This window comes from Defluviimonas sp. SAOS-178_SWC, assembly GCF_039830135.1.
In the GTDB taxonomy this organism is placed as follows: Bacteria; Pseudomonadota; Alphaproteobacteria; order Rhodobacterales; family Rhodobacteraceae; genus Albidovulum.
Genome location: NZ_CP156081.1, coordinates 2,946,932 through 2,972,099, shown reverse-complemented (window position 1 = coordinate 2,972,099; position 25,168 = coordinate 2,946,932). Strand labels below are relative to the sequence as shown.

General features: G+C 66.6%; 20 protein-coding genes. 14 read left to right on the top strand and 6 right to left on the bottom strand.

Going from position 1 to position 25,168, the window contains the following annotated elements:
• Nucleotides 1-51: 51 nt before the first annotated feature.
• The 3 genes from V5734_RS15305 to V5734_RS15295 all read right to left on the bottom strand — a co-directional run bounded on the left by V5734_RS15305 (nt 52) and on the right by V5734_RS15295 (nt 5,349).
• Nucleotides 52-438: a hypothetical protein gene (locus V5734_RS15305; RefSeq protein ID WP_347310498.1), complete on the bottom strand. Its 387-nt coding sequence runs from the start codon at nt 436-438 to the stop codon at nt 52-54.
• A 79-nt stretch (nt 439-517) separates the two neighbouring features.
• Nucleotides 518-3,958, bottom strand: coding sequence for a pyruvate carboxylase (locus V5734_RS15300; RefSeq protein WP_347310497.1), 3,441 nt, complete (start codon nt 3,956-3,958; stop codon nt 518-520).
• Between the two features lie 251 nt (nt 3,959-4,209).
• Nucleotides 4,210-5,349, bottom strand: coding sequence for an alpha-hydroxy acid oxidase (locus tag V5734_RS15295; protein ID WP_347310496.1), 1,140 nt, complete (start codon nt 5,347-5,349; stop codon nt 4,210-4,212).
• Nucleotides 5,350-5,452: 103 nt separating this feature from the next.
• Here V5734_RS15295 and V5734_RS15290 point away from each other — a divergent pair, with 103 nt between their 5' ends.
• On the top strand, nt 5,453-7,804 hold the full coding sequence (locus V5734_RS15290; protein ID WP_347310495.1) for an ATP-dependent helicase: 2,352 nt from the start codon (nt 5,453-5,455) through the stop codon (nt 7,802-7,804).
• 419 nt (nt 7,805-8,223) lie between these two features.
• Here V5734_RS15290 and V5734_RS15285 read toward each other — a convergent pair whose 3' ends face one another.
• Nucleotides 8,224-8,439, bottom strand: coding sequence for a DUF1127 domain-containing protein (locus tag V5734_RS15285; protein ID WP_347310494.1), 216 nt, complete (start codon nt 8,437-8,439; stop codon nt 8,224-8,226).
• A gap of 1,196 nt (nt 8,440-9,635) precedes the next feature.
• On the opposite strand from V5734_RS15285, the gene V5734_RS15280 reads away from it, so the two are divergent.
• From V5734_RS15280 to V5734_RS15245, 8 genes are read left to right on the top strand one after another with little or no spacing between them, the layout of a single operon-like run.
• Complete coding sequence (locus tag V5734_RS15280) at nt 9,636-10,103, top strand: division/cell wall cluster transcriptional repressor MraZ (protein ID WP_347310493.1); 468 nt, start codon at nt 9,636-9,638, stop codon at nt 10,101-10,103.
• A 3-nt stretch (nt 10,104-10,106) separates the two neighbouring features.
• On the top strand, nt 10,107-11,102 hold the full coding sequence (rsmH, locus tag V5734_RS15275; RefSeq protein ID WP_347310492.1) for a 16S rRNA (cytosine(1402)-N(4))-methyltransferase RsmH: 996 nt from the start codon (nt 10,107-10,109) through the stop codon (nt 11,100-11,102).
• Nucleotides 11,102-11,449 (top strand): cell division protein FtsL, encoded by a 348-nt coding sequence (ftsL, locus tag V5734_RS15270; RefSeq protein WP_347310491.1) that lies wholly within the window; start codon nt 11,102-11,104, stop codon nt 11,447-11,449. Before rsmH ends, ftsL begins: the two co-directional genes overlap by 1 nt.
• The gene (locus V5734_RS15265; RefSeq protein WP_347310490.1) at nt 11,446-13,230 is read left to right on the top strand and encodes a peptidoglycan D,D-transpeptidase FtsI family protein; all 1,785 of its coding nucleotides are present in this window, start codon (nt 11,446-11,448) and stop codon (nt 13,228-13,230) included. The genes ftsL and V5734_RS15265 overlap by 4 nt, the downstream gene beginning before the upstream one ends.
• Before the next feature lie 28 nt (nt 13,231-13,258).
• Nucleotides 13,259-14,740, top strand: a complete 1,482-nt coding sequence (locus tag V5734_RS15260; protein WP_347310489.1) for a UDP-N-acetylmuramoyl-L-alanyl-D-glutamate--2,6-diaminopimelate ligase — start codon at nt 13,259-13,261, stop codon at nt 14,738-14,740.
• Complete coding sequence (locus V5734_RS15255; RefSeq protein ID WP_347310488.1) at nt 14,740-16,185, top strand: UDP-N-acetylmuramoyl-tripeptide--D-alanyl-D-alanine ligase; 1,446 nt, start codon at nt 14,740-14,742, stop codon at nt 16,183-16,185. Before V5734_RS15260 ends, V5734_RS15255 begins: the two co-directional genes overlap by 1 nt.
• On the top strand, nt 16,185-17,267 hold the full coding sequence (mraY, locus tag V5734_RS15250; protein WP_347310487.1) for a phospho-N-acetylmuramoyl-pentapeptide-transferase: 1,083 nt from the start codon (nt 16,185-16,187) through the stop codon (nt 17,265-17,267). Before V5734_RS15255 ends, mraY begins: the two co-directional genes overlap by 1 nt.
• A complete protein-coding gene (locus tag V5734_RS15245) occupies nt 17,267-17,938 on the top strand; it encodes a DUF2161 domain-containing phosphodiesterase (RefSeq protein WP_347310486.1) in 672 nt (223 codons plus the stop codon). Before mraY ends, V5734_RS15245 begins: the two co-directional genes overlap by 1 nt.
• A gap of 156 nt (nt 17,939-18,094) precedes the next feature.
• Here V5734_RS15245 and V5734_RS15240 read toward each other — a convergent pair whose 3' ends face one another.
• Entirely contained in the window at nt 18,095-18,514 is a 420-nt protein-coding gene (locus V5734_RS15240) for a hypothetical protein (RefSeq protein ID WP_347310485.1), read from the bottom strand.
• A 118-nt stretch (nt 18,515-18,632) separates the two neighbouring features.
• Nucleotides 18,633-19,061, bottom strand: coding sequence for an FKBP-type peptidyl-prolyl cis-trans isomerase (locus V5734_RS15235; protein ID WP_347310484.1), 429 nt, complete (start codon nt 19,059-19,061; stop codon nt 18,633-18,635).
• A 177-nt stretch (nt 19,062-19,238) separates the two neighbouring features.
• Between V5734_RS15235 and murD the strand changes: the two genes are divergently transcribed.
• The 5 genes from murD (at nt 19,239) to V5734_RS15210 (ending at nt 25,167) form a co-directional block, all read left to right on the top strand.
• Nucleotides 19,239-20,645 (top strand): UDP-N-acetylmuramoyl-L-alanine--D-glutamate ligase, encoded by a 1,407-nt coding sequence (gene murD, locus V5734_RS15230; RefSeq protein WP_347310483.1) that lies wholly within the window; start codon nt 19,239-19,241, stop codon nt 20,643-20,645.
• 173 nt (nt 20,646-20,818) lie between these two features.
• On the top strand, nt 20,819-22,228 hold the full coding sequence (locus tag V5734_RS15225; RefSeq protein WP_347310482.1) for a calcium-binding protein: 1,410 nt from the start codon (nt 20,819-20,821) through the stop codon (nt 22,226-22,228).
• Nucleotides 22,229-22,302: 74 nt separating this feature from the next.
• Nucleotides 22,303-22,767, top strand: a complete 465-nt coding sequence (locus tag V5734_RS15220) for a GFA family protein (RefSeq protein ID WP_347310481.1) — start codon at nt 22,303-22,305, stop codon at nt 22,765-22,767.
• Nucleotides 22,768-22,903: 136 nt separating this feature from the next.
• Nucleotides 22,904-24,070, top strand: a complete 1,167-nt coding sequence (gene ftsW, locus V5734_RS15215; protein ID WP_347310480.1) for a putative lipid II flippase FtsW — start codon at nt 22,904-22,906, stop codon at nt 24,068-24,070.
• The gene (locus V5734_RS15210; protein ID WP_347310479.1) at nt 24,070-25,167 is read left to right on the top strand and encodes a UDP-N-acetylglucosamine--N-acetylmuramyl-(pentapeptide) pyrophosphoryl-undecaprenol N-acetylglucosamine transferase; all 1,098 of its coding nucleotides are present in this window, start codon (nt 24,070-24,072) and stop codon (nt 25,165-25,167) included. The genes ftsW and V5734_RS15210 overlap by 1 nt, the downstream gene beginning before the upstream one ends.
• The last annotated feature ends 1 nt before the right edge of the window (nt 25,168 follow it).

Here is a 25,168-nt window from a genome sequence, read left to right as displayed (position 1 = left end):
GACATGCCGTGAAGAACGGGGGCAGGGCGCCCCCGTTTTCGGTTTCGCATGTCAGGCGCGCCGGCTGCGAAAGACGGCGCTGTCCGCGTGCCTCTCGCCATCGCCGAGGGTATCGAGGATAGCGGTCCCGATTGGGATGCCCGCCGCCCTCGGCCCCACTTTCGCCCGCTGCGGCATATAGGGCGCGAAATCGTCGGCGAAAAGGTTGGCAGGTTCGGCTCCCACCGGATCCACGGCTCGCTCGCTCCGAAGCTCCCGGCACACGGCGCGGGCGCGGTCCTCCAGATGGCCAAGCTGGCGGTCGAGCCGTTCGCGCCCGACCCGGTTCTGCTCCGGGCCGGCGCTGAGCCAGTCGAGCGAACCGCGCAGGTTGCCGAGCGTCAGGATGACATCCTCGACGAGGAAGGATTCGAACGCCGTGTGTGTCAAGTCAGTCATCGGTCACCCCTCATGTTCCCCGGCCGGAGACTGGCGCCCCGAGTCCCAACAGGGCGCCAATCGCGGGCCGGGGCAGGGGTCACTCCAGTTCGACCAGAAGATCCTTGGCCTCGATCTGGCTGCCGGGATGGACGAGGACGGCTTTCACCGTTGCCGCCCGGTCGGCATGGATTCCGGTCTCCATCTTCATCGCCTCGATGGTCAGCAGAAGATCGCCGGCATTGACCTTCTGACCGGCCGTGACCGCGACGGAGGCGACGGAGCCCGGCATCGGCGCGCCGACATGGTTGGGGTTGCCGTCGGCCGCTTTCGGTTTCGCCGCCGTCTGCGACTTCACCAGCCGGTTCGGCACGCGGATCACGCGGGGCTGGCCGTTGAGTTCGAAGAACACCTTGACCTCTCCGTCGTCGGTCGTCTCGCCCACCGCCTGAAGCCGGATTTCGAGGGTCTTGCCAGGGTCGATCTCGGCAGCGATCTCGTCGCCCGGCTGCATGCCGTAGAAGAAGGTGCGGGTGGGCAGCGTGCGGACCGGCCCGTAGAGCCGGTGGCGGCCCATGTAGTCGAGAAAGACCTTGGGATACATCAGGTAGCCGTTCAGGTCCTCGTCATCGACGGCGAACCCCAGAAGCTCCTTCGAGACGGAGGCGCGCGTCGTTTCCAGATCGACGGGTTTCAGGTGCTTGCCCGGCCGTTCGGTGTTCGGCCGCTCGCCCTTGAGTACCTTTCCGACGATGCCCTCGGGGAAGCCGCCCGGCGGCTGGCCGAGGTTGCCGCGCATCATGTCGACGACGCTGTCGGGGAAGGCCACGTCGGTGGCGGGGTCTTCCACCTGCGCGCGCGTCAGGTTCTGCGCGACCATCATTAGCGCCATGTCCCCGACGACTTTCGACGAGGGCGTGACCTTGACGATGTCGCCGAACATCTGGTTGGCGTCGGCATAGGCCTGCGCCACCTCGTGCCAGCGTTCCTCAAGCCCCAGCGAGCGCGCCTGCGCCTTGAGATTGGTGAACTGGCCGCCGGGCATTTCGTGCAGATAGACCTCCGAGGCGGGGGCCTCCAGCCCGGACTCAAACGCCGCATACTGGTGGCGCACGCCTTCCCAGTAGTTGGAAATCTGCCGGATCGCCGCGATGTCGAGGCCGGTATCGCGGTCGGTATGGGCCAGCGCTTCGACAATGGAGCCGAGGCAGGGCTGCGATGTGCCGCCGGAGAAGGCGTCCATCGCCGCGTCGACGGCCGAGACGCCGGCATCGGCGGCGGCGAGGATCGTCGCCCCGGCGATGCCCGACGTGTCATGGGTATGGAAGTGGATCGGCAGGCCGACCTCTTCCTTCAGCGCCTTGAAGAGGACGCGGGCCGCCGCCGGTTTCAAAAGACCGGCCATGTCTTTCAGCCCGAGGACATGGGCGCCGGCGGATTTCAGCGCCTTGCCCATGTCGACGTAATAGGCGAGGTCGTATTTCGCCCGGTCGGGATTCAGGATGTCGCCGGTATAACAGATCGCGCCTTCGCAGACCTTGTTGTTCTCGATCACCGCGTCCATCGCGACGCGCATGTTCTCGACCCAGTTGAGGCTGTCGAAGACGCGGAAGACGTCGATGCCGGTCTTGGCGGCCTGGCGCACGAATTCCTGCACCACGTTGTCGGGGTAGTTCGTGTAGCCGACGCCGTTCGAGGCGCGGAGCAGCATCTGAGTCATCAGGTTCGGCATCGCCTTCCTGAGATCGCGGAGCCGCTGCCAGGGGCATTCCTGCAAGAACCGATAGGCCACGTCGAAGGTGGCGCCGCCCCAGCACTCGACGCTGAACAGCTCAGGCAGGTTGGCCGCGTAGGCCGGCGCCACCTTGATCATGTCGATCGACCGCATCCGGGTGGCGAGAAGCGACTGGTGCCCGTCGCGCATCGTGGTGTCGGTCAGCAGCAGCTTCTTCTGCGCGGCCATCCAGTCGGCGACGGCCTGCGGGCCTTGTTCCTCGAGCAGGTTCCGGGTGCCCGGAACCGGGGCGGCGCGCAGCTTCGGCGGCTTCGGGCTCCGCGCCTCGGCGGGCGGTTTCGGCCGGCCGGCGGTCTCGGGGTGCCCGTTCACCGTGATGTCGGCGATGTAGGTCAGGATCTTCGTCGCGCGGTCGCGGCGCTTCTTGAAGTTGAAAAGACCCGGCGTCGTGTCGATGAACTTCGTCGTGTAGGTGTTGTCGAGGAAGGTCGGGTGCTTCAGGAGGTTCTCGACGAAGGCGATGTTGGTGGAGACCCCGCGGATGCGGAACTCCCTCAGCGCCCGGTCCATCCGGGCGATCGCCTGCGTCGGTGTCGGCGCCCAGGCGGTGACCTTCACGAGAAGCGAGTCGTAGTAGCGGGTGATCACGCCGCCCGCATAAGCGGTGCCGCCGTCAAGGCGGATGCCCATGCCCGTCGCGGACCGGTATGCGGTAATCCGGCCGTAATCGGGGATGAAGTTGTTCTGCGGATCTTCCGTCGTGACCCGGCACTGGAGCGCGTGGCCCCGAAGCTCGATATCCTGTTGACGGCTGATGCCGGTCGCCTCGGCCAGCGTCTTGCCCTCGGCGATCTTGATCTGCGATTGGACGATGTCGATCCCGGTCACTTCCTCGGTCACGGTATGCTCGACCTGGACGCGGGGATTGACCTCGATGAAGTAGAACTTGCCGTCCTCCATATCCATCAGGAACTCGACGGTGCCGGCGCATTCATAGTTCACATGGGCGCAGATCTTGCGGCCAAGCTCGCAGACCTCGGCGCGCTGGGCCTCGGTCAGGTAGGGGGCGGGGGCGCGTTCGACGACCTTCTGGTTGCGGCGCTGGACGGTGCAGTCGCGTTCGTAAAGGTGGTAGATATTGCCATGCATGTCGCCGAGGATCTGCACCTCGACATGGCGCGCGCGCAGGATCATCTTTTCGAGATAGCCCTCGCCGTTGCCAAAGGCGGCCTCGGCCTCGCGCCGGCCCTCGCGGACCTTCTCGACGAGTTCCTCGGGCTTGGTGATCGGCCGCATTCCGCGCCCGCCGCCGCCCCAGGAGGCCTTCAGCATCAGCGGATAGCCGATCCCGGCCGCTTCCGTCATGATCGCGTCGAAATCGTCGCCGAGCACCTCGGTCGCGGGAATGACCGGCACGCCCGCCGCGATGGCCACGCGCCGGGCGCTGGCCTTGTCGCCAAGGGCACGCATCGTCTCGGCCTTCGGGCCGATGAAGGTGATGTCGTTCGCCGCGCAGGCCTCAACGAAATCGGGGTTTTCGGACAAGAGCCCGTAACCCGGATGGATCGCGTCGGCGCCGCATTCCTTCGCCACGCGGATGATCTCGGGGATCGAGAGATAGGCCGCGACGGGACCGAGCCCCTCGCCGATCCGGTAGGCCTCGTCGGCCTTGAAGCGGTGGAGCGAGAGCTTGTCCTCCTCGGCATAGACCGCGACGGTCCGCTTGCCGAGTTCGGTCGCAGCACGCATGACGCGGATGGCGATCTCGCCGCGGTTGGCAATCAGAATTTTCTTGAACTCAGCCATCGGTCCCTCCCCGGTCGCGCGTGCCGAACAATAGGGGTGCTGCGGCGCGGCGCAATACCCAGAACGACCGAATTGTTAGGATTCGGTAGCAATTCGTTCGGCATATGCCCCGCGACGACGCAGACTGCTGTGGAAGCGAAGCAATTCTGACGAAAGCGACCTGTCGACGGGCGGGGAGGCATGGCGCACCGAACGCCCCCCGGTTGCGGTGCGCGGCGCGAACGGACGCTGCGGCGGTGGCGCGGCGCCGTTCAGGGGCCGGGCAGCGCGCGGCCCGGGAGGTCCGACAGGCGCCGCGCCCCGAGCTGGCCCATATTCGCCGTCATGTCTTTCGTCAGCATGTCGATCAGATGTGCCGGACCGTCCGGCCCGAGCGCGCCGAGCGCATAGTGCCAGGCCCGGCCCAGCATGACGAAATCGGCACCAAGCGCGATGGCGCGCAGGATGTCGAGCCCGCCCTCGATGCCGCTGTCGAAGATAACCGGCAGGGTGGTCGCGGCGCGGATCGCCGGCAAGACCTCGATTGTGGCCGGGGCGGCGTCGAACTGCCGGCCGGCATGATTCGACACCCAGATCGCATCCGCGCCGGCGTCCTGAAGTCGCGCCGCGTCGTCAGGGTCGAGGGCGCCCTTGATGATTAGCGGCCCGTCCCAGGCGTCGCGGAGCGCCATGAGGTAGTCCCAGTCGGGCGAGGTGCGAAGGAGATACCCGATATGGGCGGTCGAAGAGAGGCTGACCTTGTTCTCCGCATAGTCGTCCATCAGGCGCATTCGCGGCATGCCCATCCTGAGTGTGCCAAGCGCCCAGGCCGGCCGCATCGCCACTTGCGCGAAAAGCCGCGGTGTCAGTTTCGGCGGCTGGGTCAGGCCGGAGCGGGTCTGCCGCTCCCGCCGGCTCGCCACGGGGACGTCGACGGTGAGGATCAGCGCCGAGAACCCGGCATCCTTCGCGCGCTTCAGCATATCGCGCCGAATCTCGGGGTCGCGCGGCGGATACATCTGGAACCAGCCGTGCTGTCCGAGGACGGGCGCCACGAATTCCGGCGTCTGGCTCGCCACCGTCGAGATCGAATAGGGCAGGCCGGCCTTGCCCGCCGCAGCCGCGAGCAGCCGTTCGGCATCGGGCCAGATCAGCCCGGACATGCCGACGGGCGAGACTCCGAAGGGCAGCGGGAAACGCTGGCCGAAAAGCTCGGTCGTCAGGTCGGGCGTGAACTCGCCGTGCAGGATCGAGGGGCGGAACAGAACCTCGTCCAGCTTCGCCCGGTTGCGGCGGAGAGTCGCCTCGGTTCCGGTGGCGCTGTCGAGATATTCCCAGACGAAAAGCGGGATGCGCGCGCGGGCGCTGGCCTTGAGGTCGGCGATGGCCGGATAGCGTTGGTTCAGGTCCATGCCGGATATCTCACGGGGCCCGCCGCGAAAGTCCAGCGAAACGGATGGAACAGAGTGTGAACTTGTCTTTTATTCGTCCGCCGATGCGGCTAGATTGCCACCCATGAGCAGCTATGACGATCACGACGCCTTCGAAGGCGCCTCGCTGTCCGCCCGCGCGATGGCCGCGCGGCCGGCGCCATACCTCGACGGGCTCAATCCCGCGCAGCGGCAGGCGGTGGAGGCGCTCGACGGGCCGGTCCTGATGCTCGCCGGGGCCGGCACCGGCAAGACGCGCGCGCTTACAGCGCGGATCGCGCATCTTCTGGCGCGGGGACATGCGCGGCCAAACGAGATCCTCGCCGTGACGTTCACCAACAAGGCCGCGCGCGAGATGAAGGAACGGGTGGGGCGGCTGATGGGGCAGGCGGTCGAGGGGATGCCCTGGATGGGCACCTTCCATTCGATCAGCGTGAAGATCCTGCGCCGCCATGCCGAGCTTGTCGGTCTGAAGTCCAATTTCACCATTCTCGACACCGACGACCAGATCCGCCTGTTGAAACAGGTGATCGCGGCGGCGAATATCGACGAGAAACGCTGGCCCGCGCGGCAACTGGCCGGGCTGATCGACCAGTGGAAGAACCGCGCCTGGGGACCGGAGCAGGTGCCGAGCGCGGAAGCGAGCGCCTTCAACCACATGGGCACCGAACTTTACGCGGCCTATCAGCAGCGGCTTCTCACGCTGAACGCCACCGATTTCGGCGACCTCCTCCTCCATGTCGTGACGATCTTCCAGAACCACGTTGACGTTCTCGAACAATACCAGCGCTGGTTCCGCTACATCCTTGTCGACGAGTATCAGGATACGAACGTCGCCCAGTATCTCTGGCTCAGGCTTCTGGCCGCAAAGCACAAGAACATCTGCTGCGTCGGCGACGACGACCAGTCGATCTATGGCTGGCGCGGCGCCGAGGTCGGCAACATCCTGCGGTTCGAGAAGGATTTTCCCGGCGCCACGGTGATCCGGCTCGAACAGAACTACCGGTCGACCGAGCATATCCTCGCCGCCGCTTCCGGGCTGATTTCGGCCAATGCCGGGCGGCTCGGCAAGACCCTCTGGACCGAGGCGAAGGGCGGCGAGAAGGTCCGCCTCATCGGCCACTGGGACGGCGAGGAAGAGGCGCGCTGGATCGGCGAGGAGGCGGAGGCGTTGCAACGGGGGACCCGCGGCATGGAGCCCGTGAGCCTCAACGATCAGGCGATCCTCGTCCGCGCCTCGCACCAGATGCGCGCCTTCGAGGACCGCTTCCTGACCATCGGCCTGCCGTACCGCGTCATCGGCGGCCCGCGCTTCTACGAGCGGCTCGAGATCCGGGACGCGATGGCCTATTTCCGCCTCGCCGTCTCGCCCGAAGACGATCTCGCGTTCGAACGCGTGGTGAATACCCCCAAGCGCGGGCTTGGTGACAAGGGCCAGCAGGTGATCCAGCGGAGCGCCCGCGATGCGGGCGCGAGCCTGTCTGTCGGCGCGCGCCGGGCGCTCGCCTCCGGTCAGCTGTCCGGCCGGGCGGCCGGTCAGCTTCTGCAATTCGTCGAGAATGTCGAGCGCTGGCACCGGCTGACCCTGCGCGACGGCCAGAGCCATATTGAGCTGGCCGAGATGATCCTCGAGGAATCGGGCTACACGGAGATGTGGCAGAACGACAAGACGCCCGAGGCGCCGGGGCGGCTCGAGAACCTCAAGGAACTGATCAAGGCGCTGGAGCAGTTCGACAACCTGCAAGGGTTCCTCGAACATGTCGCGCTGATCATGGACAACGACACCGAGGATGCGACCGAGAAGATTTCCATCATGACGCTTCACGCCGCGAAAGGTCTGGAATTCCCGGTGGTGTTCCTGCCGGGATGGGAGGACGGCCTTTTCCCCTCGCAGCGCTCGATGGACGAAAGCGGGCTCAAGGGCCTCGAGGAGGAACGCCGGCTCGGTTATGTCGGGATTACGCGGGCCGAGGAGCTTTGCACGATTTCCTTCGCCGGCAATCGCCGGGTTTACGGACAGTGGCAAAGCCAGATGCCCTCGCGGTTCATCGACGAATTGCCGGCGAAGCATGTCGAGGTGCTGACGCCGCCCGGCCTTTACGGCGGCGGCTACGGTGCGGCGGCGATGTCGTCGGGGATCGAGGACCGGGCGGCGCGCGCCGACGTCTACAACTCGCCGGGCTGGAAGCGGATGCAGGACCGCGCCGGCGCGCGTCCGGTGAGCCAGCCCCGCGAATCGCGCCACGTGGTGATCGACCTCGACGCCGTTTCGGCCTTCAGCGAGGGCGACCGGGTCTTCCATCAGAAGTTCGGTTACGGCCGCGTCGACGGGATCGAGGGCGACAAGCTCGAAGTGGCGTTCGACAAGGCCGGCACCAAGCATGTCCTTGCGAGCTACATCGTCTCGGCCGAGACGGCGGACGACATCCCGTTCTGACGCCCGCATCCTCTGGGCGTGCATATCCCTGCCGCCAGACAGCCATCAGAAAAGGAAAACGGCGCCAAATGGCGCCGCAAGTGGTCTTGACGGATCCCGAGGGAGGAGATGGGACCCGGTCGTCCGGTGAAGATCGGCGGCGCCCCAGGGAGGAGGAGGGGGCGCCGCCGGTCTCCATGTCAGCGACCCGAGGGAGGAGGTCGGACCGCCAATGCAGGGTGAAGATGCGGCGATGACAGGGAGGAGGACGTCACCGCCGCATTTCACAACGTCGAACCCGAGGGAGGAGGAGACGGGTCCGTCGCATCGTCAGGGGGCTTGTCGGGCCCGATAGGGTCGCGGCGACATCAGGGAGGAGGAGGATGTCGCCGCGGATTTCCGGGACCCGAGGGAGGAGGAGAGGGTCCCAGGAAGAGAAATCATTTGCCGTAGGCGGCTTCCATCGCGATTGCCGTGATCGCCGAGCGGTGGATGCCGAGATCGTTCAGTTCGCGATCGCTCAGCGCCCGCAACTCGTTCATCGTCTGACGGTAGACGCGGTAGCGGCGGTGATTGTCACGCAGTCCGTTCACAAAGGCCGCGGCGCGCTCGGCCAGGCTGGCTTCGATCCCGCGAACTCCATTTACATATGCCATTTCTCTAAGCCTCATCTCATTTCGTTAGCACCAGGTCCGGCGCCGTTAGGGCCAACATGAGCTTTATGCTGCAAGTGCACAATACCTCGCGTCGTCAATGCTGCCATGCGGCAAACGCATGGCGACCTGCTCTGAATTTACGTTACGTAACGGTAGCTTGCCCAATTCTTCTGCGAGCCGGGCCATTGCTGTTGTTCTCGCATGCAAGGCGTCCAATCTTTGTGCGCTGATAAAAGAGGGGCCTCCGACGATCATCGCCCGGCCCGTCGTCCTCGACGCGCTTGTCCGCATTGCATCGCCTAGTGACGGCACCCCCTTCTCGTGCGGACTGGTCCGTGCGCCGGGGGTCGAACAGGGGCGGCTCGCTTCGTCGTCGAGGCGTCCGATCCCGAAATGGCGCAAGATCTGGGCCGGCCCGCGCTCGGGCGCCGCCGCCGGGCGCATCTCCCGGATCGTCTTGTGGCGGGCGGAAGGGGTTGAAGCGTGACCTGCCGGGATTTCATGGGACAGAGCGCGGTTCCGTGGGAATGCACGGGAAATCGCCAAGACCTACTGGCTAAAACCGAATCACCGCTCCGTGAAATGGAGTGAATTCAGCGCGACTGACGGGATTTTGGGGTGAGTTGTCGTCAAATTCTGACGTCGAGGTCGAACTTTCCGAAATTTTTCGGGAAATCATGGGATGCCAGTGTCGGGCATGATGACGTCCATATCTGGTGTATAAATGAAGAATTTTATCTACAAGTGGGAATTCTTGTTTTGACTGCTCCACAAAATCCAGTGCCTTGGGTATGTCCGTAACTTCATGTTGTATGTTTTGGCCGCAGATTTTTGTTGATTCCCATGAAATCCCATGCAATCCCTAGATCACCGATGAAGACGGGCTTAAACGGGCACAAAGACCCAAAAGGCGAAAAGCAGGTTTCATACAGGCACCCGCTTTCATCGAACCAGAGAGATCCGGCGCGCGAGCGAGCAGACATCCCCCCAGGTGGCATGCGCAGCCGGACAAACCCAGCGATGGGACAGGGCGGCGGATCGGGCAGTGGCAGCAGCCCGATCCGCCGTTGTCCGTTCAGGGCCCCGCATCGAGGCCGGTCGCGGTCTGGTCTGGCGGTATCGGTTCGGGGGGAGGGGACAGTGGCTAAGGAGCGCGCCGCGTGGCACGCAGGTTCAGAGGTTCGGAGACATTCAAGGTGGACGCGAAAGGTCGCGTATCCATCCCCGCGCCGTTCCGCCGCGTGATCGAAGCCTCCGACCCGGACTGGAAAGAAGGTCTGCGCCCGAACATCGTCATCGTCTACGGCCCCGAAAGCCAGGACTGGCTCGAAGTCTTCTCGATGGAAGCGATCCACGAGATGGACGAGCAGATTTCCCTTATGCAGCGCGGCTCGTCCGAGCGGCTGATGATCGAGGAGCGCATGTACGGCCAGTCGATCGAAAGCGTGATCGACGATGACGGGCGCCTGACGATCCCGCAAAAACTGCGCGAGAAGATCGGGTTGAAGGGCGAGGCGTTCTTCATCTCCGCCGGCGACTATTTCCGCATCTGGAACCCCGAGACCTACGAGGCGAAGGCCGCGCGCCGGAGCCAGCGCCTGGCCGACCAGTATCCCGAGGACTTCGATCCCAGAAGCCTCCTGCCGCCCTTGCCGAGGGCTTGAGCGATGGCCGCTGCCGCAGCCCGCACGGACGATCCCGCCCCCCATATCCCGGTTCTGCTGCGGCCGCTTCTTGAAGCGGTCGCGCCTGTCTCCGGCCTCTGGGTCGATGGCACCTTCGGGGCCGGCGGTTACACAAGGGGGCTTCTGGAGGCGGGCGCCGACAACGTCGTCGCCATCGACCGCGATCCGAGCACGTTCCGCATGGCCGCAAGCTGGGCCGGCGCTTACGGCGACCGGCTGACCCTTGTCGAAGGCACGTTCTCCGATCTCGATACTATTGCCGGAGAGCAGGTGGACGGGGTCGTCCTCGATCTCGGTGTGTCCTCGATGCAGATCGACCAGCCGGAGCGCGGGTTCTCCTTCCAGAAGGACGGCCCGCTCGACATGCGCATGGGCGACAGCGGCCCCACCGCCGCCGATCTGGTGAACGAGGCCAGCGAAGCCGAGATCGCCGATGTCCTCTATCACTATGGCGAGGAGCGCGCCGCGCGCCGCATCGCCCGCGCCATCGTCGCCAACCGCCCCTTCGAGACGACCCTGCAACTCGCCCATGTCGTCGAGCGTTGCCTGCCGCGCCAGAAACCGGGGCAAAGCCACCCGGCAACCCGGAGCTTCCAGGCGATCCGCATCGCGGTGAACGACGAGTTCGGCCAGCTCGCCGAGGGGCTGGAGGCGGCGGAGCGGGCGCTGAAGCCCGGCGGGCAGCTTGCCGTCGTGACCTTCCATTCGCTTGAGGACCGCGTGGTCAAACGGTTTTTCCAGCTTCGCTCAGGCGGCGAAGGGCAGGGCAGCCGCTATGCCCCCGAGCGGGAAGCGGTCACGCCGGCCTTCACGCTCAAGACCCGCCGCGCCGTCGGCCCGGACGAGGCCGAACTGGCCGAGAACCCGCGCGCCCGTTCCGCCAAGCTCCGCGTCGGAATCCGCACCGATGCCCCCGCCGGCCAGGCCGACCGGGCCGCCCTCGGGCTTCCGAAACCCGCGCTCAAAGGACAGAACTGATGCGCAGCCTCTTCCTCCTTCTCTCCGCGCTCGCCGTCATGAGCCTCGCCTTCTGGGCCTACCGCGAGAATTACCGCACCCAGGCGGAGCTTGCCGACGTGCGGGGGCTTCAGAACGAAATCGGGCAGTTGCGCGAATCCCTGAGCGTTCTCAAGGCGGAATGGGCCTATCTGAACCGTCCGGACCGACTGAGGGAGCTTGCCGACATCAACTTCGAACGTCTCGGCCTTCTGCCGTTCGAACCGCGCCAGTTCGGCGGCGTGTCGCAAGTCAGCTATCCCGCCGTCGCCCTGCCGCCCATCACCGTCCCCATCGACACGATCGCGCTGAACGAGGGCAATCCATGACCCGCACGCCGCTCCGTCCGCTGGCCCGCATCCTCTCCGCCCGCGCCAAGGGCGAGAATCCCGACGCGATCGAGCGGGAGAATATCCGCCTGCGCCACGAGGAGATGCGCGACAAGGCGCGGCTTCGGGCCGAGGGGCGGCTCTTGCTGCTCGGCGTCGGTTTCGTCGTCGCCTTCCTGACCGTGGGCGCGCGGATGGGGCTGCTGGCCGCGACCGAGCCGGTGGAGCCGCAGACGGCCGTCGCAGGCGCCTCCATCGTCGCGCAGCGCGCCGACATCACCGACCGGCAGGGGCGGATCCTCGCGACGAACCTGATCACGCATGCGCTTTACGCCCAGCCGCAGCAGATGGTCGACCCCCTCGGTGCAGCGAAGAAGCTGGCGGAGATCTTCCCCGATCTTGATGTGGAGCGGATGAAGAAGGACTTCACCGGCACGCGCAAGTTCCTCTGGGTGAAGAAGAAGATCTCGCCCGAACAGATGCAGCGTGTGCACGAGATCGGCGATCCCGGCCTACTCTTCGGCCCGCGCGAGATGCGGCTTTATCCCAACGGTGCCATCGCGGCCCATGTCCTCGGCGGTGCGAGCTTCGGCCGTGAGGGTGTCCAGTCGGCCGAGGTCGTCGGCACCGCCGGGGTCGAGAAGACCTTCGACACTTGGCTCCGTGATCCCGCCAATGGCGGCGCGCCGCTGCAGCTGTCGCTTGACCTCACGATCCAGTCGACGGTCGAGGATGTGCTTTACGGCGGCATGAAGCTGATGAACGCCAAGGGCGCGACGGCGATCCTGATGGACGTGCGTTCGGGCGAGGTGGTCGCGATGGCGTCGCTGCCGGATTTCGACCCGAACACGCGCCCCGCGCCGCTTCTGAAGGGCGACCCGTCCGACAGCCCGCTCTTCAACCGCGCCGTTCAGGGTGTCTACGAACTCGGCTCGACCTTCAAGATCTTCGCCATTGCCCAGGCGCTCGACCTCGGCCTCGTCAACGCCGAAACGATGGTCGAGACGAAGGGGCCGATGGTCTGGGGCAAGTTCCGCATCCGCGATTTCCACAATTACGGCCCGCAGCTTTCGGTGACGGACGTCATCGTGAAGTCGTCGAACATCGGCACCGCCCATGTCGCGCAAGCGATCGGCGGGACACGCCAGCAGGACTTCCTCGGCAGGCTCGGCATGTTCGACGCGACCCCGGTGGAGCTGGTGGAGGCACCGACAGGCAAGCCGCTCCGCCCGGCGAAATGGCCCGAGATCACCACGCTCACCGTCTCCTACGGCCACGGCGTCGCGGCAAGCCCGCTGCACCTTGCCGCCGCCTATGCGGCGATGGTCAACGGCGGCACGAAGGTCGCCCCGACGGTCCTGAAAAGCACGAAGGTCGAGACGGGCCCGCGCATCATCAGCGAAGGCACATCGGCGATCATCCGCTCGATGCTGCGTCAGGTCGTGCAGCGGGGCACTGCGACCTTTGGCGACGTCGAGGGGTACGAGGTCGGCGGCAAGACCGGCACCGCCGACAAGCCGAAACCGAACGGGGGCGGGTATTTCAAGGACAAGGTCGTCGCGACCTTCGCCGCCGCCTTCCCGATGTCGGACCCGAAATACGTCCTCGTCGTCTCGCTCGACGAGCCGGTCGAAACGTCTGGCACCGAGCCGCGCCGCACCGCCGGATGGACCGCGGTTCCGGTCGGGGCCGAGATCATCCGTCGCGCCGCGCCCCTGCTTGGTCTGAGGCCAGAGCTTGAACCCGTGGCCGAGGCCAGCGTAATACGCGTTCGCAATTGAGGGCGATCATGTGGCGGGGGTTCAGCGCATGGCAGAGGTATCGAAATCGCTATCCGAACTGGGCCTGAGGGCGCAGGGCGGGCGCGAGGCGCGCATCACCGGGCTTTCCGTCGACAGCCGGCATGTGAAGCCCGGCCACCTCTTCGCGGCTTTACCCGGAACGAAGATCCACGGCGCGGAATTCATCCAGTATGCGCTCCGGATGGAGGCCGCCGCGATCCTCACCGATCGCGCGGGGGCCGAGATCGCGAAGGCCGAACTGGCGGCGTCGAATGCCGCCCTGATCATCGCCGAGGATCCGCGCCAGACGCTCGCCTACACCGCCGCGCTCTGGTTCGGCCGCCAGCCCGAGGTCATGGTGGCCGTCACCGGCACGTCCGGCAAGACCTCGGTCGCCACCTTCACGCGGCAGATCTGGCAGGCCCTCGGCCTCAGCGCCGCCAATCTCGGCACGATGGGCGTTCTCGGCGATTTCACCGCGCCGCTCGCCCACACGACGCCGGAGCCGATCACCCTTCACCGCATCCTTCGCGACATGGCCGATGCCGGAATCACCCATGCGGCGATGGAAGCCTCGTCGCACGGGCTCGACCAGGTCCGGCTCGACGGGGTGCGCCTCAAGGCAGCGGCGTTCACGAATTTCAGCCAGGATCACCTCGATTACCACGCGAACTTCGACGAGTATTTCGCAGCCAAGGCCGGGCTCTTCGCCCGCGTCCTGCCGGAGGACGGCACCGCCGTCATCAATATCGACGAGGCGCGGGGCCGCGAGATGCTGGAGATCGCAAGAGGCCGGGGGCAATCACTCCTGACCGTTGGGCGCGACCTGGTGGCGGACCTTCGGATCACCTCGCAGCGCTTCGACGCGACCGGACAGGACCTGCGCTTTACCCATGACGGGCGCCCGCACCTCGTGCGCCTCGCGCTGATCGGCGGGTTCCAGGCGGAGAACGTGCTGGCCGCCGCCGGTCTCGCGATGGCGGCGGGCGAGGATCCGCAGGCGGTGATCGACACATTGCCCGATCTCGTGACGGTGCGCGGGCGGATGGAGCTTGCGGCCAAGCGCGACAACGGCGCCACGGTCTTCGTCGATTATTCCCACAAGCCCGGCGCGCTGGCCTCGGCGCTGCAATCCCTGCGCCCTCATGTCATGGGCCGCATCGTCGTCGTCTTCGGCGCGGGCGGCGACCGCGACAGGCTGAAACGGCCCCTGATGGGCGAGGCGGCGGCGGCCCATGCCGATGTGGTGATCGTCACCGACGACAATCCCCGCAGCGAGGACCCCGCCACGATCCGCGCCGAGGTGATGAAGGGTTGTCCCGAGGCGACCGAGGTCGGCGACCGGGCCGAGGCGATCCTGCGCGGCGTCGACGCGCTTCAGCCGGGCGATGCGCTCCTCATTGCCGGCAAGGGACATGAAACCGGCCAGATCGTCGGAAACGACGTCTATCCCTTCGACGATGCCGAACAGGCCAGCGTCGCCGTCGCCGCCCTCGAAGGTCGAATCTAATGGCCGCACTCTGGACCTCCGCCGAGGCTGCGGCCGCCACGGGCGGGCTGGCAACGCAAGCCTTTGAGGCGACAGGGATTTCCATCGACACCCGCAACATTCGGCCGGGCGAGCTTTTCGTCGCGCTGAAGGATGTGCGCGACGGTCACGACTTCGTCCGCGCCGCACTCGACAAGGGCGCGGCGGGGGCGATGGTCTCGCGCATCCCCGAGGGCTGCTCGGAGGCCGACCCGCTTCTGATCGTGCCCGACGTGCTGGGCGCGCTCACGGCACTCGGCGCGGCGGGGCGGGCGCGCGCGAAGGCGCGGGTGATCGCGGTGACGGGGTCGGTCGGGAAGACCTCCACCAAGGAGATGCTGCGCGCGGTCTTGGCGGGACAGGGGCGCGTCCATGCCGCCGAGGCGAGTTTCAACAACCATTGGGGCGTGCCGATCACGCTGGCGCGGCTGCCGAAGGACGCCGATTTCGCCGTGGTCGAGATCGGCATGAACCATCCCGGAGAGATCGCGCCGCTCGCGCGGCTCACCCGCCCGCATGTGGCGATGATCACCACCATCGCGCCGGCGCATCTCGAAGCCTTCGACGGACTCGATGGAATCGCCCGCGAAAAGGCGGCGATCTTCGAGGGGCTGGAGCCCGGCGGCATCGCCGTGATCCCCTCGGGCCTGTCCGTCACCCCGATCCTTGCCGAGGGCGCGGCGAGCGCGGCCCGCATCATCCGGTTCGGAGCGGAGCCGGGTGACGATTACCGACTGACAGGTGTCACCCTCGCGCAGGACACGACGATCGTGAAAGCCGACCGCGCCGGCGCACCGATCCTTTTCAAGGTCCAGACCGCAGGCCGCCACTTTGCCGCCAACGCGCTCGGCGTTCTCGCCGTGGCCGAGGCGGTGGGCGCCGATCCTGCCGTCGCTGCCTGCGACATCGGCCAGTGGCGCCCGCCGGCGGGGCGGGGGCAGCGCGAACGCGTCTACCTCGATATCGTCGACGAGAACCTCTCCTTCGACCTCATCGACGACGCCTTCAACGCCAATCCGACCTCGATGGACGCCGCCCTCGAAGTTCTGGCCGCAGCGCGGCCGCGCGACGGGATCGGCCGCTTTCTCGAGGGCCGCAGGATAGCCATTCTCGGCGACATGCTGGAACTCGGGCCGGACGAGGCCGCGATGCATCGCGCCATCGCCGATCATCCGTCGATCGCCTCGGTGCACCTCATCCATTGCGTCGGGCCCCGGATGCGCGCGCTTTGGGACCGGCTGCCGCTGCCCAAACGCGGCGAATGGCACGAGACGGCGCCCGAACTGGCGGTGCGCGCCCATCACCTCGCCGATGCCGGCGATGTTCTGCTGGTCAAGGGCTCCAAGGGATCGAAGGTCAGCCTTGTGGTTGACGCACTCCGCAAACTCGGGCAACCGGGCGCGGGCGAAGCGCGAGGGAACGAGTAATGCTCTATTGGTTGTCGGGTCTGGCCGAGGGCGGCGACGTCTTCAACCTCTTTCGCTACATCACCTTTCGCGCCGGGGCGGCCTTTTTCACCGCGCTCGTCTTCGGGTTTCTATTCGGCCAGCCGCTGATCAACCTGCTGCGCCGCCGCCAGGGCAAGGGCCAGCCGATCCGCGATGACGGGCCGCAGACCCATTTCGCCAAGGCAGGCACGCCGACGATGGGGGGGCTCCTGATCCTGTCGGCGATCCTCGTCTCGACGCTGCTCTGGGCGCGGCTCGACAACCCGTATATCTGGATCGTCCTCTTCGTCACCTATGGCTTTGGTCTTATCGGCTTTGCCGACGATTACGCGAAGGTGACTAAGCAGAACACAAAGGGGGTCTCGTCGCGCCTCCGCTTCCTTCTCGGCCTGCTGATCGCCGCTTTCGCGGGCGGGATGGCGGCCTATGTTCACCCGGCGGACCTGACCAACCAGCTCGCCTTCCCGGTCTTCAAGAACGCGCTATTCAATCTCGGCTGGTTCTTCGTGCCCTTCGCGATGGTCGTCATCGTCGGCGCGGCCAACGCGGTGAACCTGACCGACGGGCTCGACGGGCTCGCCGTGATGCCGGTGATGATCGCCGCCGGTACGCTCGGCGTCATCGCCTACGCGGTCGGCCGGACGGACTTCACCGACTATCTCGGCGTCCACTATGTCCCCGGCACCGGCGAGATCCTGATCTTCACCGCCGCGCTGATCGGCGGGGGACTCGGCTTTCTATGGTACAACGCGCCGCCAGCGGCGGTTTTCATGGGCGATACCGGATCGCTCGCGCTCGGGGGCGCGCTCGGCGCGATCGCGGTCGTGACAAAGCACGAGATCGTTCTGGCGATCGTCGGCGGTCTTTTCGTGGTCGAGGCGCTGAGCGTCATTATCCAGGTCCTCTACTTCAAGCGCACCGGCAAGCGCGTCTTCCTGATGGCGCCGATCCACCATCATTTCGAGAAGAAGGGCTGGGCCGAGCCGCAGATCGTCATCCGCTTCTGGATCATCTCGCTGATCCTCGCGCTGATCGGGCTGGCGACGCTGAAAGTGCGCTGATGCGCGAGGCCGACCTCTACGCCCCGGTGAAGGCGCATCTGGAGGCGCAGGGCTATGAGGTCAAGGCCGAGATCGGCGATTGCGACGTCCTCGCCCGGCGCGGCGACGAGCCGCCGGTGGTGGTGGAGCTGAAGCTGACCTTTTCCCTAGCGCTGGTGATGCAGGGCGTGGCGCGGCAGTCGTTGTTCGATCACGTGTACCTTGCGGTCCCGGTCTCGTCGGATCGCGGCTGGAAATTGCGCTACAAGGACATCCTCCGGCTTTGCCGCCGTCTTGGTCTAGGGTTGTTGGCCGTGAAGCCGGGACAGGTCGAGACCCATCTCGATCCGGGGCCTTACACGCCGCGCCGCAACACTGCCAGGGCCGGACGGCTCCTGCGCGAGTTCGAACGGCGGGTGGGCGATCCGAATACCGGCGGCACGACCGGGACGACACGCATGACCGCCTACCGGCAGGAGGCGCTGCGCTGCGCCGCCCACCTTGCCGCCTGCGGGCCGTCGAAAGCAGCCGACATCGCGGCCGCGACCGGCGTCGTCCGGGCCGGACGGATGCTTCGCGACGACCATTACGGCTGGTTCGAGCGGGTGGATAGGGGTATCTACGCGCTCACACCCAAGGGCCTCGCCGCAACGACCGTGCCCGGGGCGGCGCAAGCTCCCGGGCTGGCTTGACCGGATTCCGGACCTTGCGGCGCTGTATTTTCGGCCGGCTGGCCATGCGCCATCACCTGTTTTTTTGGTTCTGGCGGCCGTCGACGGTGTGCATTGTATTGCGGAACTGGCCCGTCGCCGATGCGCGTCGCGCCGGTACCGAGGCTAGGCCAGACCCTACAGGATCCTGCGGGAGGGCAGATGGCCGAGAAAGGCCCAGCCCTGCGCCGAGGGATGGGCCGTAGCCTTCCGGATCAGGATCGCGCCGCCGACGACGGCGGTTGCGCTGAGGAACGGGGACTGTTGCAATGCCAGCCCGAAGTCAGGACTGCCGTAGGCGGCGAGCGCGACACCGAGGCGCGAGATCGCGGTCGCTTCGATAAAGGCACCAAGCACGGGCAGGACAATGCTCGAAATCGTCGCGGCGGCGCCGATCAGCACCGCGTAGACGAGGCCCGTGTAAAGCGGCAACGGCAGGATGCCGACCGTCATGTCGTAGCGCAGATAGGTCACGACGCCGGCAGTGAAAGCCATGAGCGTGGCGAACAGGATCAGCCTGCGCGCGTCGCGGAACCTTTGAGCAGCCGTGGTGAACATCTGCGATACCCCCTGCCTTGGATATCGCTCTGACAGGTAAATGAAGCGTCAAAGGGGCAGGGCGCGTGCGAAATTGTGGCGGCGGCGCCTGTCGGGGCCGCCGCTTGGTGGCTGAGCCTCAGCCGATCGAGACGATCTCGAAGGCGAAGGTCAGCGCCTTGCCGGCAAGCGGATGGTTGGCGTCGAGCGTCACCGTCTCTTCTGTCAAGCCGGCCACCGTGACGTTGATGCTGCGCCCGTCGGGGGTACGCATCTGCAAGGGCGTGCCGATCTCGAGCGGGATTTCGGGCGGGATCTGGTGGCGCGGGACGTCCTGCGCGGCCTCGGCGTGGCGCGGGCCGTAGGCGTCCTCCGGGGCGATGGTGACGGTCTTCTGCTCGCCCACTTCCATGCCCGGCAGCGCGCGGTCCAGGCCGGGAATGATCTGGCCGGAGCCGACGGTGAATTCCAGCGGGTCGCGCCCGGCGGAGCTGTCGAAGGTCGTGCCGTCCTGCAGAGTGCCGGTGTAGTGGATGCGCACGGTGTCGCCCGTCTTTACCTGGGTCATGTCGTCCTTTCGGGGTGGGGATGAGTGGCCGAGGCCGCGCCCTTGCGCGGGTTCTCACGAGGGTCCAGCCTAACGGGCATGACAGTCAAGGTAAACCCGTGCGCCCGTCTCGACGCGCGAACTTGCGGGCGGCGGGGCCTCGGGGCATTGTCCCGAAAAGTCGGAGGGCGGGGCATTATGATTCCGGTTCAAGGGTTTGGGGGGCGTAAGGTCGCGGTTCTGGGGCTCGGCCGGTCGGGGCTTGCCACGGCGCGGGCGCTGATCGCGGGCGGGGCGGAGCCGTGCCTTTGGGACGACGCGCCCGAGGCCCGCGCGGCGGCCGAGGCGGCGGGCTTCGCGGTCACGGACCTCACGCGCGCCACTGCCTGGGAAGGGATCGCCGCGCTGATCGTCTCGCCCGGCATCCCGCATCTTTACCCGGAGCCCAACCGGCTGATCGCGCGCGCGATGGCGGCCGGCGTGCCGGTCGACAACGATATCGGGCTGTTCTTCCGCTCCTGGGCCGTGGCGGGCTGGGACGAGATGGACCAAATTCCGAAAGTCATCGCGGTCACCGGGTCGAACGGCAAGTCGACGACGACGGCGCTGATCCACCACATCCTCAATGTCGCCGGACGTCCGACCCAGATGGCGGGGAATATCGGCCGTGGCGTGCTCGACATCGACCCGGCGGAGGACGGCGAGGTCGTGGTGCTGGAACTCAGCTCCTACCAGACCGAACTTGCGCGCTCCCTGACCCCCGATATCGCGGTCTTCACCAACCTCTCGCCCGATCACCTCGACCGGCACGGCGGCAAGGGCGGTTACTTCGCCGCCAAGCGCAGGTTGTTCGCCGAGGGCGGGCCGGACCGGGCGGTGATCGGGGTGGACGAGGTCGAGGGGCAGTTCCTTGCCAACCAACTCGCGCAGGGGCCGGCGGACGACCGGGTGATCCGTATCTCGTCGGGCCAGAAGCTGGACGGCGAGGGCTGGACGGTCTTTGCCCGCAAGGGGTTCCTGTCCGAATGGCGCAAAGGGCGGCAGGTGGCCGCAATCGACCTGCGCGAGGTCGCGGGGCTGCCGGGCGCCCACAACCACCAGAACGCCTGCGCCGCCTATGCGGCCGTTCGTACGCTCGGCCTCGCGCCGAAGCTGATCGAGGGCGCCTTGCACTCTTTCGCGGGGCTTCCGCACCGGAGCCAGCTTGTCGGCGAGCGGGGCGGGGTGCGCTTCGTCAACGACTCGAAGGCGACCAACGTCGACAGCGCCGCCAAGGCGTTGCAGGCCTTCCCGAAGATCCGCTGGATCGCCGGGGGGCTTGGCAAGGACGGCGGCATCGCGGCGCTGAAGCCGCATCTCGGTTCCGTGGTGAAGGCCTATCTCATCGGCCATTCGGCGCGCGACTTCGCGCTGGAGCTTGGCGACACCCCGCACGAGATCTGCGAGACAATGGAGCGCGCCGTCGCCCGCGCGGCGGAAGAAGCGGAGGCGGGCGAGGTCGTCCTCCTCGCTCCGGCGGCCGCGTCGTTCGACCAGTACCCGAACTTCGAGAAGCGCGGCGAGGATTTCGCGGCGCGGGTCGCGGACTGGTTGGCGCGGGCGTAATCTTCGGGTCGTCAGCCATTCAGCGACAGTCGCTGTCAACCCATCCGGATTGACGCCCAAGCGCCGCCAATGGCGCGGAATAGCCGCAGTTTCGGCGGGAAAATGTCGGAAATGGCCGGCTACGAAGGTATATCCCGCATTCTAACCGACACCACGCAGCCAAGGAGGACTTCATGCCGAAACCGTCCAGCTCTGGTGGAAAGGCCGCGCCGACGCCGCCTGCCGGTGCCATCGTCGGCACCGACAGCGCCGATCTGATCACGCCGCTCTCGTCCGGGATCTTCTCGACCTCGGGCGATGACGTGATCTGGGGCCTTGGCGGCGACGATGAGATCGACGGCGGGGACGGCAATGACGTGATCGAGGCCGGGGCCGGTGACGACACGATTTATGGTGGTGCCGGAAACGACGTGATCAACGGCGGCGATGGCAGCGACGTGATCATCGCAGGGCCCGGCAGCGACACGATCGACGGCGGGACGGATGGCGGCGTCGACACCGTCATCTACTACGGCGAGGTCGGGGTGGACTATGACTACACCATCCACACGACGACGGTCGGCAAGGGCAAGAACCAGCAGACCGTGGTGACGGGCTTCACGGTCACCGCGCTCGACGGGTCGGGCGACGTCGATATCATCACCAATGTCGACGAGCTGATCTTCGTCCAGCTGCCCGCGACCGGCGATATCATCACGCAAGGCGACTTCGACTACGCGCCCTTCGACGGAACGGCCACGGTCGATGTCCTTGCCAACGACTACCTCGAAGGCGGCCAGCCGGGGGTGGGGCTGACGCTCAGCGCCATTCTCGACGTGCAGATCGACCTCGACCAGGACGGGATCAACGACATCGACCTCATCCCGGATGGCCAGCCGCTCAGCTACTACATGGGCGGCGGGCTTCTGAACGACGGCTCGCTTCTCACGCTAAATTCCGACGGCACGCTGACCTGGGATCCGAACGGCGTCTACGACATCGAACCGGGCGCGGGCGCGCCGCCGCCGGTGGTGCAGTTCTGGTACGAAGTCTCCGACGGGTCCGGCAACGTGCAATACGGCGACGTGACCTTCCAGGTGACCTATCCGGCCCAGGCCGGCGATATCCAGTTCGAGGACATGGTCAGCGTCTATGACGATATCACCGCCGAGATCTTCGGCATCTGGATCTACCAGGATGGCCCGAACGGCAGCTACTGGATCAGCCAGCTGAGCTCCGCCACCAACTATTTCGAGAAGCGCGACGAAGGGGCGACGAGCTTCGACTACGATGGCGACGGTGATGACGAGTTCCGCATCTGGACCGATCCGAACGGCACCACTCACGAAATGAACGTCAAGCACAAGGACAACGCCGCGTTCGACCTCGTCGGCTTCTCGATGATCGGCTTCGACGTGGGAGAGACCGCCGAGATCGTCTTCTCCGACGCGGTCGGGAACGGCATCGGACAGGTGACCGTGACCTCGGCCGATGTCGACCCGGATGGCGTGCTGCGCTTCACCAACGCGACCGACGTCATACAATTCAACGTGATCGCCGGGGCGGGCGACGCGTTCTACGTCGACGATATCCTCCTGGCCTGACCGGGGCGCGAACTTCCGTCTCGTCTGATCCGGCGCGGACCTGCTAGGCTCGACCGGCGAAGGGGAGATCCGCCATGCACGAAGGCCGCTGCACTTGCGGGAAGGTCCGTTACCGGATGACCGACCGCCCGCTCTTCACCCATGCCTGCCACTGCACGTGGTGCCAGCGCGAAACCGGCACGGCCCATGCGCTGAACGCGATGATCGAAGCGGACAAGGTGGAACTTCTTTCGGGCCAGCCCGCCGAAGTGCTGACACCGTCCAGTTCCGGCAAGGGCCAGACCATCCTGCGCTGCCCGGACTGCCACGTGGCGCTCTGGTCGTACTATCCGGGGGCGGGTCGGAAGATTGCCTTCGTCCGGGTCGGAACGCTCGACGATCCCGGCGCGTGTCCGCCGGACATCCATATCTTCACGTCGACCAAGTTGCCCTGGTACGTTCTGCCCGATGGCGTGCCTGCGGTGCCGGGCTATTACGACCGCAACGTCTACTGGTCCGCAGGCGCACTCGCGCGGTGCGACGCGCTGCTCGCCCGATGAAGCGGGTGCATCCAACCGGCACGTTTCCGCCGGGGCGGCGGCGGCGATGTTTCCCTAGCGCCATCTGTTGTTCCGCGTTACACTGAATTCGAGACCCGGCAAACGGGCGACATCGAGGCAGTGAAAGCGGTAATCCATGACGGAAATGGTCTACGGCACCGTGCCCTTGCGGGCGGGTGAGCCGGTTCTTCCCCGCTGGTGGCGTACCATCGACAAGTGGTCGCTGAGCGGGGTTCTGGTGCTCTTCGGTATCGGGCTGCTGCTCGGCCTCGCGGCCTCGGTGCCCTTGGCGGAAAAGAACGGGCTCGATCCCTTCTACTACGTGACGCGGCAGGCCTTCTTCGGCGGCATGGCGATCGTCGCGATGCTCGTCACATCGATGATGTCGCCCGATCTTGTGCGCCGCCTGGGGGTCCTGGGGTTTCTGGCCGCGTTCGTGGCACTCCTCTTGCTGCCGGTCTTCGGAACGGATTTCGGCAAGGGCGCGGTGCGCTGGTACTCGCTCGGCTTCGCGAGCTTCCAGCCGTCCGAGTTTCTCAAGCCCGGTTTCGTGGTGATGGCCGCGTGGCTGATGGCCGCCGCGCAGGAGATCAACGGCCCGCCGGGGCGGCTCTACAGTTTCGTCCTGACGCTGATCATCGTGATCTTCCTCGCGCTTCAGCCGGATTTCGGTCAAGCCTGCCTGATCCTCTTCGCCTGGGGCGTGATGTATTTCGTCGCCGGCGCGCCGATCACGCTTCTGACCGTGATCGGCGGCCTCGTCGTCGCGGGCGGCATCTTCGCCTATGACGTGTCGGAGCATTTCGCCCGCCGCATCGACGGGTTCCTGTCGGCAGAGGTCGATCCGCGGACGCAGATCGGCTACGCCACCAATGCCATCCAGGAAGGCGGCTTTTTCGGCGTCGGCGTCGGCGAGGGGACGGTGAAATGGTCGCTTCCAGACGCCCATACCGACTTCATCATCGCGGTCGCGGCCGAGGAATACGGGCTGATCCTCGTCCTTCTCATCATCGCTGTCTATGCGTCGATCACCGCCCGGTCGCTCTTCCGGCTGATGCGGGAGCGCGACCCCTTCACCCGGCTCGCCGGCACCGGCCTTGCCTGCGCCTTCGGGGTGCAGGCGATGATCAACATGGGCGTCGCGGTCCGGCTTCTGCCCGCCAAGGGGATGACGCTGCCGTTCGTGAGCTACGGCGGATCGTCGGTCATCGCGTCCGGGATTGCGGTCGGCATGCTTCTCGCCTTCACCCGCGCCCGCCCGCAGGGCCGGATCGAGGATTACCTCATCAAGCGGGGCCGCTGATGTCCGCGCCCCTTCTTCTCATCGCGGCCGGGGGCACCGGCGGGCACATGTTTCCCGCCCAGGCGCTTGCCGAGGCGATGGTGGCGCGGGGCTGGCGGGTGAAGCTGTCGACCGATGCGCGCGGCGCGCGCTATGCCGGCGGCTACCCGAGGGAAGTCGTGATCGAGGAGGTCGCCTCCGCCACCTTCGCGCGCGGCGGACCGCTCGCGAAACTCGCCGTACCTTTTCGCATCCTCGGCGGGGTCATCGGCGCCTGTGTCGCGATGCTGCGCGATAAGCCCGCCGTCGTGGTCGGCTTCGGCGGTTACCCGTCGATCCCGGCACTGGCGGCGGCGAAGATGCTGAAACTGCCGCGCATGGTGCACGAGCAGAACGGGGTCCTTGGCCGGGTCAACGCGTTCTTCGCCGCCCGCGCCCGCATTCACGCGGTGGCCTGCGGCACCTGGCCGACCGAGGTGCCCGGCGGCGTCGAGGTGATCCATACCGGCAACCCCGTCCGCGCCGCCGTTCTGGAACGGGCAGGCGCGCCCTACATCCCGCCGGGCGACTACCCGATGAGCCTGCTTGTCATCGGCGGCAGCCAGGGCGCGCGGATCCTCTCGGACGTCGTTCCAGACGCGCTCGCATCCTTGCCCGGTACGCTACGCGACCGCCTTCGCATCGCGCATCAGGCCCGCCCCGAAGACCTCGACCGCGTCACCGCCGCCTATGCCGGGGCAGGGATCCGCGCCGAGGTCAAACCCTTCTTTGACGATGTCCCCGCCCGCCTCAGCGAGGCGCAGCTGGTGATCTCCCGCTCCGGCGCGTCCTCGGTCGCCGATATCTCGGTGATCGGCCGCCCGTCGATCCTGATCCCCTTCGCCGCCGCCGCGGGCGACCACCAGACGGCCAATGCGCGGGGCCTCGTCAGTGCCGAGGCGGCGATCCTCATCCCGGAATCGCGCCTTGACGCCGCGACGCTCTCGGGGCATGTCGCCGCGATCCTTGAAAACCCCGGTGCCGCGACGCGGATGGCCCATGCGGCCCTCGCCTACGGCATCCCCGATGCGACCGACCGTCTGGTCGAGATGGTCGAAGCCCTGAGAGTGAAAGAATAAC

Coding starts and splice junctions, on each gene's coding strand:
- V5734_RS15305 (WP_347310498.1), bottom strand. CDS start 438: ATGACTGACTTGACACACACGGCGTTCGAATCCTTCCTCGTCGAGGAT.
- V5734_RS15300 (WP_347310497.1), bottom strand. CDS start 3,958: ATGGCTGAGTTCAAGAAAATTCTGATTGCCAACCGCGGCGAGATCGCC.
- V5734_RS15295 (WP_347310496.1), bottom strand. CDS start 5,349: ATGGACCTGAACCAACGCTATCCGGCCATCGCCGACCTCAAGGCCAGC.
- V5734_RS15290 (WP_347310495.1), top strand. CDS start 5,453: ATGAGCAGCTATGACGATCACGACGCCTTCGAAGGCGCCTCGCTGTCC.
- V5734_RS15285 (WP_347310494.1), bottom strand. CDS start 8,439: ATGGCATATGTAAATGGAGTTCGCGGGATCGAAGCCAGCCTGGCCGAG.
- rsmH (WP_347310492.1), top strand. CDS start 10,107: ATGGCCGCTGCCGCAGCCCGCACGGACGATCCCGCCCCCCATATCCCG.
- ftsL (WP_347310491.1), top strand. CDS start 11,102: ATGCGCAGCCTCTTCCTCCTTCTCTCCGCGCTCGCCGTCATGAGCCTC.
- V5734_RS15265 (WP_347310490.1), top strand. CDS start 11,446: ATGACCCGCACGCCGCTCCGTCCGCTGGCCCGCATCCTCTCCGCCCGC.
- V5734_RS15260 (WP_347310489.1), top strand. CDS start 13,259: ATGGCAGAGGTATCGAAATCGCTATCCGAACTGGGCCTGAGGGCGCAG.
- V5734_RS15255 (WP_347310488.1), top strand. CDS start 14,740: ATGGCCGCACTCTGGACCTCCGCCGAGGCTGCGGCCGCCACGGGCGGG.
- mraY (WP_347310487.1), top strand. CDS start 16,185: ATGCTCTATTGGTTGTCGGGTCTGGCCGAGGGCGGCGACGTCTTCAAC.
- V5734_RS15245 (WP_347310486.1), top strand. CDS start 17,267: ATGCGCGAGGCCGACCTCTACGCCCCGGTGAAGGCGCATCTGGAGGCG.
- V5734_RS15240 (WP_347310485.1), bottom strand. CDS start 18,514: ATGTTCACCACGGCTGCTCAAAGGTTCCGCGACGCGCGCAGGCTGATC.
- V5734_RS15235 (WP_347310484.1), bottom strand. CDS start 19,061: ATGACCCAGGTAAAGACGGGCGACACCGTGCGCATCCACTACACCGGC.
- murD (WP_347310483.1), top strand. CDS start 19,239: ATGATTCCGGTTCAAGGGTTTGGGGGGCGTAAGGTCGCGGTTCTGGGG.
- V5734_RS15225 (WP_347310482.1), top strand. CDS start 20,819: ATGCCGAAACCGTCCAGCTCTGGTGGAAAGGCCGCGCCGACGCCGCCT.
- V5734_RS15220 (WP_347310481.1), top strand. CDS start 22,303: ATGCACGAAGGCCGCTGCACTTGCGGGAAGGTCCGTTACCGGATGACC.
- ftsW (WP_347310480.1), top strand. CDS start 22,904: ATGACGGAAATGGTCTACGGCACCGTGCCCTTGCGGGCGGGTGAGCCG.
- V5734_RS15210 (WP_347310479.1), top strand. CDS start 24,070: ATGTCCGCGCCCCTTCTTCTCATCGCGGCCGGGGGCACCGGCGGGCAC.